Source organism: Stenotrophomonas maltophilia, assembly GCF_001676385.1.
Classification (GTDB): Bacteria; Pseudomonadota; Gammaproteobacteria; order Xanthomonadales; family Xanthomonadaceae; genus Stenotrophomonas; species Stenotrophomonas maltophilia_J.
Map to the genome: position 1 here is coordinate 310,482 of NZ_LYVJ01000003.1, position 13,694 is coordinate 324,175.

Genomic DNA, 13,694 nt, shown 5'->3' on the forward strand with positions numbered 1-13,694 from the left:
GCTCAGAACCGGTAGGTGAGGCTGGCCTTGTACGAGCGGCCGAACACCACATTGGTGCGCAGGCCCTCATCGTAGCCGTCGAAGGTGCGCTGCTCGCTGTCCAGCAGGTTGTTGGCTTCCACCTTCAACGACAGGCGGTCGCTGAAATCGTAGCTCATCGACGCCGACAGGTCCTTGTAGGTGTCGTTGAAGATGCCGGTGGCGGCGCTGGACAGGCCGACCAGGTACTCATCCCGCCAGTTGTAGGCCACGCGGATCCCGAACGGGCCGTTTTCGTAGTATCCGATCAGGTTGGCGTTGTTCTTCGACAGCCCCGGGAAGGTCATCGCGTTGCCGTTGATGTCGGTGATCGGGGTCTCCGAGTCGATCCAGGTGTAAGTGGCCACCACCCCGAAGCCCTCGAGCATGCCGCTGAACGGCACCTGCGCCAGCAGCTCCACGCCTTTCACCTTGGCCTTGTCGCCGTTGATCTTGCGCAGTACCAGGTAGTTGACGTTGTTGTAGGTTTCCGCGCTCTGCCGCTGCACGATGAAGGTCGATACGTCCTTGTAGAACAGGCCGGCCGAGAGCAGGCCCTGGCCGCCGTAGTACCACTCCAGCGACAGGTCGTACTGGGTGGCCTTGAAGGGATCCAGGTCCGGGGCGCCACCGCTGCCGGTGCCCGGCGAGGTCTGCACGCCGTTCGCATCGAATACGGCGTTGTTGTTGAGGGTCACGCCATTGTTGAGGTCTTCGGTATTCGGGAAGGCGACCACCTTGGCCGCGCCGCCGCGCAGCACCAGGCTGTCGGTGATCTGCAGCTTGGCCACGGCCGAGGGCAGTACTTCCCGGTCGTCACGGTCGAAGGTGGACGGAGTAAGCGTGCCGGTGCCGCTGATCAGGTTGCCGCGCGAGGTCATGTCCCGGCCAACGAAGCGCACGCCGATGTTGCCGCCCAGTGCCATGCCGCCGACATCGGTATCCCAGTTGAGCTTGGCATAGGCTTCCAGCAGGTCTTCGTCCACCCGGAAGGTGGCCGCATGGGCCTGCGTGGTGTTGCGCGGATCCAGGCACTGCGCGTTCTGCGCGATCTGCGGCACCGCGCTGAAGCTTTCGCAGCCACCGAAGGTGCTGCGGAACGCCCCCAGGTAGCTGCGTGGCAGGCCGCTGAATTCGCCGGGCAGGAAGTCGTTGTTGCGGTAGACGCGGATGTACTGTCCCATCTGCGTAACCGGAATACCGCCGGCGGGACGGATGTCGGCCCGCAGCGGGTCCTGCACGCTCTCCAGCCGGCTGAAGCGCGCGCCGAAATCCAGCGAGCGCAGCGGGCCGTCATCGAAGGCCAGGCTCCAGTCGCTGCGCAGCGCACGCGAGTCGGTCCTGGCGCGCCAGTCGTTGTCGAACATGATCGTCATGCGCCACTGCGCCGGATCGGTCACGTCCACGCCGCTGACGTTGAAGCTGCCGAAGTTGCCGCTGCGCAGGTCGAAATCGGTCACCGAGGTCAGCCCCGCCATCGGTGCCAGGCGCATGTAGCGCTGGTCATACTTCGCCGTGGAACGGCCCCAGTCCAGCTCCACCGAGCCGTCGAGCCTTTCACCGACGCGGAAGCTGGCGCGCAGTGCGCTGGAGAGCGTGTCCGAATCGATGTCGGCGGCCTCGGAGTTGAGCAGCACGGTCCCGGTGGAACGGCCGGCCAGCAGGATGTCGTGCTGGGAATAGACTGCATTGCTCAGGCCGGCGGAGGGGTTGAAGGCGATCCAGTAACGGTCGCGCTCGGCCTTCTGCCTCGAATAGAACGTATCCCAGGTCAGCTCCACACCATCGCTGGGGCGCCATTGCAGCACGGCGCTGACGCCAACCTTGGTGCGGTCATCGTCGATGTTCTGCGCACGCATGTCGGTGCTGCCGAAGCGGGTGGTGCCCGGGCTGGCCGGGTCGGTGTAGCGGGCATAGCCGGAGAAGGTATCCAGGCCCTGCTGCACCACGTTGCGGCGGCCGTAGGTGGCCGAGAGCAGTGCGCCGAAGCGGCGGTCATCGCTGCGCCGCGACACCAGGCCGAAGGCGTTGTGGCCCCAGGCGTCGGCCATCTCGTCATAGGTGCCGGCCACGCTCACCACGTTCTGCTCGGCATCACCGGACAACGGCTGGCGGGTATGGATATCGACGATGCCGCCGAGGCCGCCGCTGAGCTGGTCGGCACCGGCCAGCTTGGTCACTTCCAGCCGCGAGATCAGTTCCGATGGCACCAGCGAGAGCAGGCCATAGGTGGATGTGGCCAGCTGGTCCAGGCCATTGCCGCCGCGGCCGGTGGCATCGACGATCTGTCGCCCGTTGTACAGCAGGACGTTTTCCTTCAGGCCGCGCACCAGGATGTCGCTGCCCTCGCCCATGCCGCGCTCCAGCTGCACGCCGGCCACGCGTCCGAGCGATTCGGCCACGTTGGTGTCCGGCAGCTTGCCGATGTCGTCGGCAACGATCGCATCGACGATCTGGGCCGAGTCGCGTTTCAGATCGCGCGAGGCCTCCAGGCTGCCGCGGATGCCCACGACGCTGACCGCGTCCAGGGTCTGCGCCTGCTGCTGGCCTTCGCTGCCGGGGGTGGCCGGGGTCGTGTCCTGCGCTGATGCCAGTACGGGCATCAGCAGACAGGTTCCCAGAGCGGTGAACAAGGTCGAACGTGGAAAACGATGCATGGATCGGGCCCTCTCCCAAGGTTGGGATCCAGGTGGCACCGACCGGAGCCGGCACGGACCCCCGGTCCGCTGCTGCGCCCCACCCCGCCTGCCGAACTGCCACCTGGATCCAGCGCTTTTCCGGTCGTTGCTGCTGCACTGCGACTTGGCAGTGATGTAGCTAATATAGCAATATGATTGAGCCGCGCACGCTGCATTGCAGCGAAGAAGTACGGTTCCTTCGCGGTGAAGGCGGGAACCTCCCTCTCATTGTGTTGCTAAAACAAGCACACCCTATCCAACAAGGACCCGGCGCAATGGCCGCTCTGCAAGGTGTCTTCCCGATTCTTCCCACGATCTTCGATGCCCAGGGCGCGGTGGACGAAGCCGGTACCCACGGGGTGTTCGAGTACCTGCTCGCGGCCGGCGCCGCCGGTGTGGTGTTCCCCGGCCTGGCCAGCGAGTACGACATGCTGGACGTGGAGGAGCGGCTGCACCTGACGGCCTGCATCGGCCGCTGGAACCACGGGCGCGTGCCGTTCATCGTTGGTGGCAGCGCCAGGACGCTGGACGATGCGGTGCGCCTGACCCGTGCCGGCGGCGAAGCGGGTGCGGCTGCCGCGATGGTGCTGACCCCGCATGCGCTGGCTGGCGACAGCGAGGGCATGGCGGCGTTCTTCACCCGCCTGGGCGCGGAATCGGGCGTGCCGATCATGCTGCAGAACGCGCCGCCCCCCATGGGCGTGGGGCTCGGCGTGGACGCGCTGCTGGCCCTGGCCACGCAGGTGCCGGCCATTGCCTACGTCAAGGAAGAAACGATGCCGTCGGGGCATCGCATCACCGCGTTGTCCGAGCGTGCCGGCGGTGCCGTGCAGGCGGTGTTCGGTGGTGCCGGCGCGCGCTACGTGCTGGACGAGCTGGCGCGGGGTGCGGTGGGCACCATGCCGGCCTGCGAGATCACCGAAGTGCACGTGGCGATGCTGGCCGCGCACGCCGCCGGTGACCATGAGCACGCGCGCGTGCTGTTCGAGCGCACGCTGCCCCTGCTGAGCATGCAGGCGGTGTTCCGCTGGCGGCTGACCAAGGCCGTGCTGCTGCGCCGGGGCATCATCGAATGCGAGCACGTGCGTGCACCCGGCCCGGCCCTGGATGCCTGGGACCGCCGCGAACTGGATACCCTGTTGGCCCGCATCGCCGACCTGCTGCCACTGGACGTGGTGCCCGGCCGCCCACAACGGAATCCCGCATGAGTGCCGTCATCCGCGTCGAGACGTTCATCCTCACGGTACCGCGCAGCACGCCCTACCTGGGACCGCTGGGCGCGGGCGAACGGGTGAACGGGCGTGGCTACCTGGTACGCAGGGGCAACGGCACGCTGTACCCGACCGTGGACCGCTCGGTGCTGGTGCGGGTGACCACCGCCGACGGCGCCGTGGGCTGGGGCGAGACGTATGGCATCTGCGCACCGCGCGCCACCTGCGAGATCGTCAACGATCTGCTGGCACCGGAGCTGCTGGGACGCGAGCCGGAAGACGTCGAGGCGATCTGGGACGACCTGTACGGCCTGATGCGCGTGCGGGGCTGCGGCAGCGGGTTCCATACCGATGCCATCGCCGCGCTGGACATTGCCCTCTGGGACCTGCGCGCGCGTGCGGCAGGCCAGCCGCTGTGGTCGCTGCTCGGTGAGCGGCGCCATGACAGCATCGCCGGCTACGTGTCCGGCCTGCCCGCAGCCACGCTGGCGGAAAAGGTGGCGATGGCGCGCACGTTCCAGCGGCAGGGCCATACCGCCTTCAAGGTGCATGCGGTGGTCAGTCACGAGGGCATCGCCGAGGAGATGGCGGCGCTGCGCCAGGCGCTGGGCGCAGAGGCCCAGCTGATGGTGGACCTGCACTGGAAGTTTGATCTGGAAGGTGCGCTGCGGCTGGCCCGCCAGCTGCAATCCGTGGGTCTGACCTTCATCGAGGCGCCGTTGAAGCCGGAAGACGTGCCTGGGCTGATAGCGCTGGGCCAGCAGAGCCCGATCCCGGTTGCCGCAGGCGAGGAGTGGCCGACAGACTACGTGGCCCGACCGCGCCTGCAAGGCGGCAGCCTGGCCTATGTGCAGCCGGAGATGGGCCACACCGGCATCACCCAGTTCCTGCGCATCGCACGCCTGGCAGCAGCCCACGGCGTGCAGGTGGCACCGCACGCCACCATCGGCGGTGGCATCTTCATGGCCGCCAGCCTGCACGCGTCGGCGGTGATCGACGGGCTGTGGCGGCACGAGTGGCAACACTCGATCTTCTCGCGCTCGGTGCAGATGCTGGACACCGACATGGCCTATGCGCAGGATGGCTATCGACTGCCCACTGGACCCGGCCTGGGCGCAGTACCCAACGCCTCGTTCTGGCAACACGCCGAAGCCGTGGCCTGACCAGGCCTGGCCCGGCCTGCGCAGCGTCGAGCCTGCTCGACTGCGGGAAGGCGGTCGAGCATCGCCCGACTCTACAAAGGCGGGCCGACCAGCGTCAGCGGCGAACGCCGCGCCTGGCGCAGCGCGATCCACGCCAGCACCACGGCAATGGGGTGCAGTACCGCCATCAGCACGAACGCGCGGTCGAAGTTGCCACCGGCCACCAGATGCCCCACCACCTGGGCCGAGACCATGCCACCCAATGCGCTGCCGCAGCCCACCAACCCCGCCACCGACGCGATGTAGCGCGACGGGAACAGGTCCACCGTCATCGTGGTCAGGTTGATCTGATAGGTGAGGTGGGCAAACGTCACCAGGCAGGCCAGCCCCAGCAGCACCGGAATGGGCGGGTGCAGGGCGACGAAGAGGCCGACCGGTGCCAGGCACGCCGCGCCGATCATCGTCCGCAGGCGGGCCCGCACCGGGTCCATGCCGCGCTTCACCAGGCGGCCGGAAATCAGGCCACCGCCCACGCTGCCGATGTCAGCCGCTACGTAGACGATCCACGCCAGCGACGCGACCGCCATCAGGCTCATGCCGCGTGCATCGCCGAGGTACTTGGGGAACCAGAACAGATAGAAGTACCAGACCGGGTCAGCCACGGCGCGCGAGGCGACCAGCGCCCATACCGTGCGGTCGCGTGCCAACTTCCCCCAGACACCCTTCATGCCCGGCGGCGGCGGCGCGGGAACCGGCTGCGCGACGGGCATCGCTGCATTGCTCGCCGCTGACGCGGTGGCCTGCGTGCCGGCGCCGCGCGGGTAGGCCCACCACCAGCCGATCATCCACACCAGGCCGGCGGCGCCGGTGATCCAGAACGCCGCACGCCAACCATGGGCAAGGGCGATACCGCCGATCAGCGGCGGCGCCAGGGTGGCGCCGATCATCGCGCCTGCGGTGTACAGTCCCAGGGCAAGGCCGCGTTGGCGCGGCGGGAACTGTTCGGACACCACCTTGGTGCCGACGGTATAGTTGCCCGGCTCACCCAGGCCCAGCGCGAAACGCGCAGCACCCAGTTCCAGTGCGCTGCGCACGAAGCCGGTGGCGATGTTGGCAAGCGACCACCAGCCCACGAACAGCAGCAGCGCCACCCGCGCGCCCAGCCAGTCGGTGATGCGACCGGCCATGACGTAGGCGGCGGCATAGGCGAACAGGAAGACCTGCACCACCCGCGCGTACTCGAGATCGGACAAGCCCAGGTCGGCCTGGATGGTCGTCGCCAGGATCGACAGCGCCTGCCGGTCCAGGTAGTTGATGACGGTGGAAAAGAACAGCAGCCCCAGCAGGATCCACTTGGTCTTGCCCGACCCGCTCACGCGTTCCACCGCTTGGCCATCGACAACGCCTCCCCATTGGAAGGCTGCAACCTATTGCTATTGTAGCAACAGGTCAAGTCGCACTGCGGCAGCCCCCACCGGCACCCTCAGCCGATCTCCGCCGCCGCCGCGCGCAGCGCCGCCACGAGTTCGTCGGTGGCCGATTCGGGAATCCAGCCGGACATGGCAATGCCGGCGTGGACCGGGTCGCCCATGGCGATGGCGACGATGTGGTGGTCGCGTTCGTCGGCGACATGGACCCGGGCATGACCCTGCGCGCGGGTCACTGCCAGGGTCGCCAGCAACTGGTCGATACCCTCGGGAAACATCGGGATCGGCTTATCCTGGTAGATCTCGCGCACCTCGTCATCGCTCAGCTGGGCCAGCAGCACGATACCGATGCCGCTGGTGGTGGCCGGCAGCAGGCCGATGCGGCCCAGGCCCCGCGCCGCCTCGATGCCTGGCGGCGCATGGAACAGGTAGCTGACGCTGTCGTTCCACAGCACGCCCAGCGCCACCGTGTGGCCGAAGCGGCGCAGGCTTTCCAGCACCGGCAGCGCGCGGCGGATCAGCCCGGAGGCGAACAGGCTCTGTGCGGCCAGCACGTGCATGCCCGGGCCGGCCGTGTACTTGCGGTCGGCGGTCTGTCGTGCGATGCCCAGGTAGGCCAGGGTCTTGAGCAGGCGGTTGACCCGCGTCGGGTTGGCGTCGAGCTGGCGGGCCAGTTCACGGCAACCGACCGGTTCGGGCGACGACGCCAGCGCCTGCAGGGTGGCGATGCCATCGATCAGGCTCTGGTTGGGCTGGGCATTGGGCTTGGTTCGCATGCGGGAAGCGTACTAAGCGGCCCCGCGCAATGCCACCAATAGCAACACGCAGACCCGTTCGCACGGCCTTCTGCGAGCCGCGGCGATACTGGCGCCCCCCACCCGCGAAGGCCCCCGATGCGACTGCTGGCCCTGACCTATGGAACCGAAGGCGACACCCGGCCACTGGTGATGCTGTGCCAGGGGCTGCGGCGGGCCGGCCATGAGGTGATGCTGCTGGCCGGACAGGGCACGCTGGGCAGCGCGCGCGATCTGGGCGTGCCGCATGCCGCACTGGAGGGCGATATCCACGATGAAGTGATGGCCCTGGTGGCACGCGGCAACAACCCGGCCGCCGCCTCGCGCGGGCTGGCGCGGATGGCCGGCCGCCACGTGCCGGCCTGGATGGCACAGGCCGATGCGGCCGCGGTCGGCTGCGATGCGGTGTTGACCGGCGGGCTCGCCGCGCTGGTGGGCCTGAGCGTGGCCGAGCGCCACGGCCTGCCGGCCATTGGCAGCGGCATGATCCCGCTGACCCCGAGCCGCGCCTTTGCTTCACCCTTCCTGCCGCCGGTACCGCTGCCGGGCTTCCTGCGCCGGGCCAGCTACGGGCTGGTCAACCAGGCGGTCTGGCGCACCTTCCGCGGGCCGATCAACGCGGCGCGCGCCGCACTGGGTCAACCGCCGCGTCGCTCGCTGTGGTCCGACCTGCCGATGCTCTATGGCGTCTCGCCGCAGCTGCTGCCGCCTCCTGCGGACTGGCCGGCCGACCACATCGCCTGTGGTCAATGGCGGCTTCCTGATGCGCCCTGGACGCCCCCTGCCGATCTGCAGGCCTTCCTCGATGCCGGGCCGCCACCGGTGTACCTGGGCTTCGGCAGCATGACCGGGTTTGATCGCGAGCGCGTGGTGCTGGCGCTGCTGCAGGCACTGGCGCCTCGCCGTGTGCTGCTGTTCCCGGGCTGGGCCGGGCTGCCTGCGATGCCCTTGCCCGATCCGGTCTTCGTGCTCGGCCCGACGCCGCACGAAGCGCTGTTTCCACGCTGTGCGCTGGCCATCCACCACGGTGGCAGCGGCACCACGCACTCGGCCTGCCGCGCCGGCATTCCCTCGCTGGTGATGCCGTTTGCCGCCGATCAGTTCTTCTGGGCTGATCGCCTGTATCGGTTGGGCGTGGCACCGGCACCGTTGTCACCGAAGCGACTGGATGCAGCAACGCTGGCGGCAGCCATCAGCTTCGTTGAAACCGACGCAACACGCGCACGCGCGGCGGCCCTGGGCGTGGCGATGAGCCATGAGGACGGGGTGGCCTGTGGCGTGGCGATGATCGAGCGCTGGTTACGGCCGGTGTAACAGCGGCCAGGCCTCAGCGCAGGTGCGGAATCACCTGCGCCAGCAGGTGTGCATCCTTCAACGCGCCGTGCAGGCCGCGCTGGCTGGGAATGCGCAGGCGCTGCAGCACATCGTCCAGCTTGTTGCCCTGGCCGGGCCAGCGCCCGCGCGCCAGCTTCAGGCTGCAGGTGATGCGGCAGTGCTGGGCCAGCGTACCGGGGATGCCGGCCAGGCGCAGCTCGTTGTCCAGGAAACCCACATCGAAGGTGGCGTTGTGCGCGACCATCTCGCTGCCGCGCAGGAAATCCAGCAGTTCGGCGGCCTTGCTGGAAAACAGTGGCTTGCCCACCAGCATCGCATCGCTGATGCCATGCACGCGCTGTGCGCCCCAGTCCACTTTGCGCTGCGGCTGCAGGTAGGTGTGGAACTGGCGGCCGGTCAGCTGGCCGTCGATCAGTTCGACGGCACCGATTTCGATCACGCGATGACCGAGCCGATGGGAGATGCCAGTGGTTTCGGTATCCAGTGCGACGATGCGGCTCATGCGTGGCGATGTTTCCCGTTGCGTGCTGTGGTCATTTTCGCATGCTGGTAGAGCCGAGCCCGCGCTCGGCTGACGCGCGTGGCGCGGGCTTTGTGATGCCGCCACCGGAAGCAGCCGAGCGCGGGCTCGGCTCTACAAGTGAGCGGTATCACCCCAGCGCTTCCACCACCCAATCGATGAACACCCGCAGCCGCTGGCTCATGTGCCGGTTCGGCGGGAACATTACATGCATCGGCATCGGCGGCAGCTGCCATTCCTGCAGCACCGGAAGCAGCTCACCACGCGCCACGTGCGGTTCGGCCATGTAGCTGGGAAGCGCCACCACGCCCAGGCCCGCCAGCGCTGCGGCCAGATAGGCATTGCCGTCGTCGAAACCGACCGTGTAGCGGCCCTGCACTTCGATGCGCTCATCGCCGCGCTGTGCAACGAACACGCGTGCGCGGCCACTGCGCGGACTGAGGAAGCCGACCATGTGGTGATCGGGCCCCTCCAGCGCGCGCGGATCGGTCGGCAGGCCGAAACGCTGCACGTAACCGGGACTGGCGTGGAAACCGATCGGCAGCGCAGCCAGCGGCCGCGCCACCAATGCCGGGTCGGCCAGGGTGCCGCCACGGATCACGCAGTCGACGTTGTCGGCGATGACATCGACCTCGCGGTCACTGACGCCGATGTCCAGCTGGATCTCCGGGTAGCGCGCCTGGAACTCCGGCAGCGCCGGCACCAGCCGCAACCGTGCGTACGGCCCCGGCACGTCCACGCGCAGGCGTCCGCGCGGTTGGGTGGCTGCGTCGCCCAGCCCGCCCTCCACTTCTTCCAGTTCGGCCAGCAGGCGGGCGATGCGCGGGTAGTAGGCCGCGCCATCGGCGGTGACGCTGACCCGGCGCGTGGTGCGGTTGAGCAGGCGCAGCCGCAGGTGTGCCTCCAGCTGCTGCACCAGCTGGGTGACCGTGGTGCGGCTGATCTGCAGGGTGTGCGCGGCGCGGGTGAAGCTGCCGGTTTCCACTACCCGGGCAAAGGCCCGCATTGCCTCGAAACGGTCCATGGCAGCCACGATTGTTTGGGGATTGCAATCAATCTAGGCCGATCATCGCGGTTTATCCAGACAGCGCTGACGGGGAGGATGGCGTTCTCTCCCACGGGACCTTCCCCATGTCACAGCGTGATGTCGTTTTCCCCGCCGGCCGCCAGGCCCTGTACGAGCGCAACCGTTACTCGCCTGCGATCCGATCCAACGGCTTCCTGTTCGTCTCCGGCCAGGTCGGCAGCCGCGAAGACGGCTCGCCCGAACCGGACTTCGAAACCCAGGTGCGCCGCGCCTTCGAGAATCTCAATGCGGTGCTGGCCGCTGCCGGCTGCACCTTCGATGACGTGATCGACGTGACCGTGTTCCTGGTCAATCCGGAGAAGAACTTCGAGAAGGCCTGGGCGATCGTGCCCGAGTACTGGGGCGAGGCACCGCACCCGACCCTGACCGGTATCGGCGTGAGCTGGCTGTACGGGTTCCAGTTCGAGATCAAGGTGATCGCGAAGCTGCCATGACCTTCGCTGTAGAGCCGAGCCCATGCTCGGCTGAGCGCGCAAGAGCAGCCGAGCGTGGGCTCGGCTCTACAGAAGCGCAGCCCGGTGGGTCGAAAGGCCCGGCCCACCTGAACGGGAGATTCCGACGAATTCCCGAAACGGCCATTGATATTGTATCCGTCGAAAACCGCTTGCTAGCCTCCCGTCCATGCGCCGGATCGCCCGCCACCTTCGCTCGACCCTGCTGATGCTGCTGATGGCGGCATTCGTGGTCGTGCCGGTGGCCGACGTGCTGGCCTGTGCGGTCGAACGGCACGAGACAAGCACGGTGCATGTGGAAAGCAACGCCAACGATGCCGATGGTGACAGCGACAGCAAGCACGCCGGTGCGTGCAGCCACAACCACTGCCACCACTCCAACCTCAGCCTGCCGGCCAGCACCCTCGCCGCCTTCGGTGCGCCACTGCCGGCGCGCTGGATGAATGCCGGCGACGCGGCGACCTACGCGGTCGCCCAGGATGAATTGACGCGTCCCCCCCGGGCGTGAGTTGAGCGCGTCCCGCGATCGCGGGCCTCGGTTCCCCTCACTTCCGGAATTTCTTCATGTCGACCCTGACACGTCGGCCGCTGCGTGCGGCCGGGCGGGTCGTCGCCGTACTGCTGGGCCTGGCCCCGGCGGCATCGGTGATGGCACAAGCCGCCCCTTCCTATGACACCCTGCTTGAACGCCTGGACCAGCTGCCGGGCACCCGCGTCGGTACGGCGCTGGCCGAGGCCGCCGATGCGCGCGCCGACCAGGCCCGCGCGTTGCCCAATCCTTCCCTGTCCTGGTCGGCCGAGAACGCCTGGGGCACCGGCTCCTATGGCGGCATGGGCAAGGCCGACACCGTGCTCACCCTGTCGCAACCCCTGGAGGTCTGGGGCCAGCGCGGCGCGCGCATGCGTGCGGCCCGCGCCGAAGCCCAGGCGGCGAACCTGCGCGGCGCGCAGGGCCGCAGCGACGTGGCCAGCCAGCTGGCGGTGGTCTACGCACAGGCGGAAAGTGCGCTGCGCCGCTACACCCTGGCCGAAGAGGCACTGAGTCTCACCCGCGACGACGCCAAGGCCGTCAATGCGATGGTCAGGCAGGGCCGCGAACCACAGTTGCGCGCGGTGCAGGCGCAGAGCGAAGTGGCCAATGCCAGCGCCGCGCTGGATGAAGCGCAGGCCTTCCGCGATGCTGCGCTGGCACGCCTTGCCAGTGCTGCACTGCTGGACGCGCCGGTGCATTCGATCGACGACAGCCTGCTCGACCGTGCGCCGCCGCTGCCACGTGGCGCCACCGATGTGGCGCTGGCGGTGCGCATCGCCGAAGCCGAAGCCGACGCGGCAGGCAGGCTGGTCGAGGTGGAGCGCAAGCGCGCCCTGCCCGACCTCAGCGTCACCGCCGCGCAGACCCGTTTCCGCGAAGGCGGCGAGCGTGCCTACACCCTCGGGGCCACCCTCAGCATCCCGCTGTTCGACCGCAATCACGGTGGCATCCGTGCCGCCAATGCCGAGCAGCGCGCGGCCGAGGCACGCCTGGACCAGCAGCGCCGCGACAGCGAGGCCGAGCGCCTCTCCGCGGTGGCCGGGTTGAAGGCGGCGGGCAGCCGTACCCGCGCCGCCGATGAAAGCGTGGTCGCCGCCGAAGAGGCGTATCGCCTGGCCCGCATCGGCTTCGAGGCCGGGCGTATCTCGCAGCTGGAACTGCGCAGCACGCGCAGCGCCCTCATCGCCGCCCGCGGCACCGCCGTGGATGCGCGCCTGTCGCGCGTCGCCGCGGAAATCGATCTTGCCCGCCTGGAAGGGCGCGCGCCGTTTGTGGAGGCCCCATGACTCTCTCCCGTACTTTCCCGCTGATCGGCGGCGTGTTGCTGAGCGTCCTGCTGGCCGGCTGCGCCGGCAATGCGCAGACGCCTGCAGATGAAGGCCCCGCCGCGGCCAGGGCCGGCACCGGCGATGGCCATGGCCATGCCGCCGACAGCAAGGAGGCCAAGGCCGAATCCGCAAAGGCACCCGCAGATGCCGATGAGGGCGTGGTGCAGCTGACGCCGCAACAGATCAAGGCGTCTGGTATCGAAGTGGTCGCCGTCGGTCGTGGCGGTGGCGGCTCCACGCGCCTGTCCGGCCGGGTCGAACCGTCGGTGGGCGCACGCGCCTCGGTGGCCTCGACCGTGACCGGCCGCGTCGAGCGCGTGCTGGTCGCGCCGGGCACCGCGGTGAAACAGAACCAGGCACTGGCCATCGTGGTCAGTGGCGAAGCTGCCGTGTTCCGCGCCAATGCGCTGGCCGCGGCGGCCGAAGCCGAGGCCGCGCGCCTGGCCTACGGCCGCGACAAGGCGCTGGTCGACCAGGGCGTGGTCGCCCGCCAGGAGCTGGAAGCCTCACGTGCACGTTCGCTGGCGGCACAGGCCCAGGCCGCTGCCGCGCAGGCCCAGGCCGCCGCCAACGGTGCGGCCGATGCCAGTGGCCGCGTGCGCATCACCAGCCCGGTGGCCGGCATCGTCGGCAACGTGCAGGTCACTCCGGGTGGCGTGGTCGCTGCTGGCAGCGCGGTGGCCGACGTCGCCGACCCGGCAATGAACGAACTGGTGTTCACCGCACCGCCGGCGTTGGCGGCACAGGTCATGCCCGGCATGAAGCTGGAAGTGAGCGTGCCGGGGGGCAGCTTCACCGCTACCGTCACCGGTGCGGCCGCCGATGTGCGGCAGCAGGGCGGCGTCGCGGTGATCCGCGCCACGCCGGTGGATGCGTCGCTGCCGCCGGCCGGTTCGCCGGTCTCGGCTGTGGTGGTCACCGAAGGCCAGGACGGTTCGCTCAGCGTGCCCGCCGATGCGGTGCAGAACGTTGATGGCAGCAGCGCGGTGTTCGTCGCCGTCGAAGGCGGCTTCAAGGCGCAGCCGGTGCTGGCCGGGCGCCGTGCCGGTGACCGCATCGAGATCCTCGGTGGGCTGAGCGGCAACGAACGCATCGTCGGTGCCAACGCCTTCCTGCTCAAGGCCGAACTGGCCAAGGGCGAAGCCGAGCACGGCCACTGAGGAGGCGACC

12 protein-coding genes are annotated in these 13,694 nt (G+C 68.9%); 7 read left to right on the forward strand and 5 right to left on the reverse strand.

What is annotated here, in order from left to right; all coding sequences use genetic code 11:
- Positions 1–2: 2 nt before the first annotated feature.
- Positions 3–2,621, reverse strand: a complete 2,619-nt coding sequence (locus A9K58_RS05560) for a TonB-dependent receptor (protein WP_196769159.1) — start codon at positions 2,619–2,621, stop codon at positions 3–5.
- A gap of 350 nt (positions 2,622–2,971) precedes the next feature.
- Here A9K58_RS05560 and A9K58_RS05565 point away from each other — a divergent pair, with 350 nt between their 5' ends.
- Both A9K58_RS05565 and A9K58_RS05570 read left to right on the forward strand, forming a co-directional pair.
- On the forward strand, positions 2,972–3,904 hold the full coding sequence (locus A9K58_RS05565) for a dihydrodipicolinate synthase family protein (RefSeq protein ID WP_065198397.1): 933 nt from the start codon (positions 2,972–2,974) through the stop codon (positions 3,902–3,904).
- Positions 3,901–5,070, forward strand: a complete 1,170-nt coding sequence (locus A9K58_RS05570) for a mandelate racemase/muconate lactonizing enzyme family protein (protein WP_065198398.1) — start codon at positions 3,901–3,903, stop codon at positions 5,068–5,070. The genes A9K58_RS05565 and A9K58_RS05570 overlap by 4 nt, the downstream gene beginning before the upstream one ends.
- A gap of 71 nt (positions 5,071–5,141) precedes the next feature.
- On the opposite strand, the gene A9K58_RS05575 is transcribed toward A9K58_RS05570, so the two are convergent.
- Both A9K58_RS05575 and A9K58_RS05580 read right to left on the reverse strand, forming a co-directional pair.
- The gene (locus tag A9K58_RS05575) at positions 5,142–6,425 is read right to left on the reverse strand and encodes an MFS transporter (protein WP_155760439.1); all 1,284 of its coding nucleotides are present in this window, start codon (positions 6,423–6,425) and stop codon (positions 5,142–5,144) included.
- Between the two features lie 107 nt (positions 6,426–6,532).
- The gene (locus A9K58_RS05580; protein ID WP_065198400.1) at positions 6,533–7,252 is read right to left on the reverse strand and encodes an IclR family transcriptional regulator; all 720 of its coding nucleotides are present in this window, start codon (positions 7,250–7,252) and stop codon (positions 6,533–6,535) included.
- Between the two features lie 117 nt (positions 7,253–7,369).
- Here A9K58_RS05580 and A9K58_RS05585 point away from each other — a divergent pair, with 117 nt between their 5' ends.
- Positions 7,370–8,584: a glycosyltransferase gene (locus tag A9K58_RS05585; protein WP_065198401.1), complete on the forward strand. Its 1,215-nt coding sequence runs from the start codon at positions 7,370–7,372 to the stop codon at positions 8,582–8,584.
- Positions 8,585–8,597: 13 nt separating this feature from the next.
- Here A9K58_RS05585 and dnaQ read toward each other — a convergent pair whose 3' ends face one another.
- Positions 8,598–9,107, reverse strand: a complete 510-nt coding sequence (gene dnaQ / locus A9K58_RS05590; RefSeq protein ID WP_065198402.1) for a DNA polymerase III subunit epsilon — start codon at positions 9,105–9,107, stop codon at positions 8,598–8,600.
- Between the two features lie 148 nt (positions 9,108–9,255).
- The gene (locus A9K58_RS05595) at positions 9,256–10,149 is read right to left on the reverse strand and encodes a LysR family transcriptional regulator (RefSeq protein WP_065198403.1); all 894 of its coding nucleotides are present in this window, start codon (positions 10,147–10,149) and stop codon (positions 9,256–9,258) included.
- 107 nt (positions 10,150–10,256) lie between these two features.
- Here A9K58_RS05595 and A9K58_RS05600 point away from each other — a divergent pair, with 107 nt between their 5' ends.
- From A9K58_RS05600 to A9K58_RS05615, 4 genes are all read left to right on the forward strand, one after another.
- Entirely contained in the window at positions 10,257–10,646 is a 390-nt protein-coding gene (locus A9K58_RS05600) for a RidA family protein (protein ID WP_065198404.1), read from the forward strand.
- Between the two features lie 187 nt (positions 10,647–10,833).
- Entirely contained in the window at positions 10,834–11,172 is a 339-nt protein-coding gene (locus tag A9K58_RS05605) for a hypothetical protein (RefSeq protein ID WP_065198405.1), read from the forward strand.
- Positions 11,173–11,228: 56 nt separating this feature from the next.
- Positions 11,229–12,482, forward strand: a complete 1,254-nt coding sequence (locus tag A9K58_RS05610; protein ID WP_065198406.1) for a TolC family protein — start codon at positions 11,229–11,231, stop codon at positions 12,480–12,482.
- Complete coding sequence (locus A9K58_RS05615; protein WP_065198407.1) at positions 12,479–13,684, forward strand: efflux RND transporter periplasmic adaptor subunit; 1,206 nt, start codon at positions 12,479–12,481, stop codon at positions 13,682–13,684. Before A9K58_RS05610 ends, A9K58_RS05615 begins: the two co-directional genes overlap by 4 nt.
- Positions 13,685–13,694: the final 10 nt, after the last annotated feature.

Excerpts from the sequence above, each read along its gene's own strand:
- A9K58_RS05560 (WP_196769159.1), bottom strand. The coding sequence starts at position 2,621 with ATGCCCGTACTGGCATCAGCGCAGGACACGACCCCGGCCACCCCCGGC.
- A9K58_RS05565 (WP_065198397.1), top strand. The coding sequence starts at position 2,972 with ATGGCCGCTCTGCAAGGTGTCTTCCCGATTCTTCCCACGATCTTCGAT.
- A9K58_RS05570 (WP_065198398.1), top strand. The coding sequence starts at position 3,901 with ATGAGTGCCGTCATCCGCGTCGAGACGTTCATCCTCACGGTACCGCGC.
- A9K58_RS05580 (WP_065198400.1), bottom strand. The coding sequence starts at position 7,252 with ATGCGAACCAAGCCCAATGCCCAGCCCAACCAGAGCCTGATCGATGGC.
- A9K58_RS05585 (WP_065198401.1), top strand. The coding sequence starts at position 7,370 with ATGCGACTGCTGGCCCTGACCTATGGAACCGAAGGCGACACCCGGCCA.
- dnaQ (WP_065198402.1), bottom strand. The coding sequence starts at position 9,107 with ATGAGCCGCATCGTCGCACTGGATACCGAAACCACTGGCATCTCCCAT.
- A9K58_RS05595 (WP_065198403.1), bottom strand. The coding sequence starts at position 10,149 with ATGGACCGTTTCGAGGCAATGCGGGCCTTTGCCCGGGTAGTGGAAACC.
- A9K58_RS05600 (WP_065198404.1), top strand. The coding sequence starts at position 10,257 with ATGTCACAGCGTGATGTCGTTTTCCCCGCCGGCCGCCAGGCCCTGTAC.
- A9K58_RS05605 (WP_065198405.1), top strand. The coding sequence starts at position 10,834 with ATGCGCCGGATCGCCCGCCACCTTCGCTCGACCCTGCTGATGCTGCTG.
- A9K58_RS05610 (WP_065198406.1), top strand. The coding sequence starts at position 11,229 with ATGTCGACCCTGACACGTCGGCCGCTGCGTGCGGCCGGGCGGGTCGTC.
- A9K58_RS05615 (WP_065198407.1), top strand. The coding sequence starts at position 12,479 with ATGACTCTCTCCCGTACTTTCCCGCTGATCGGCGGCGTGTTGCTGAGC.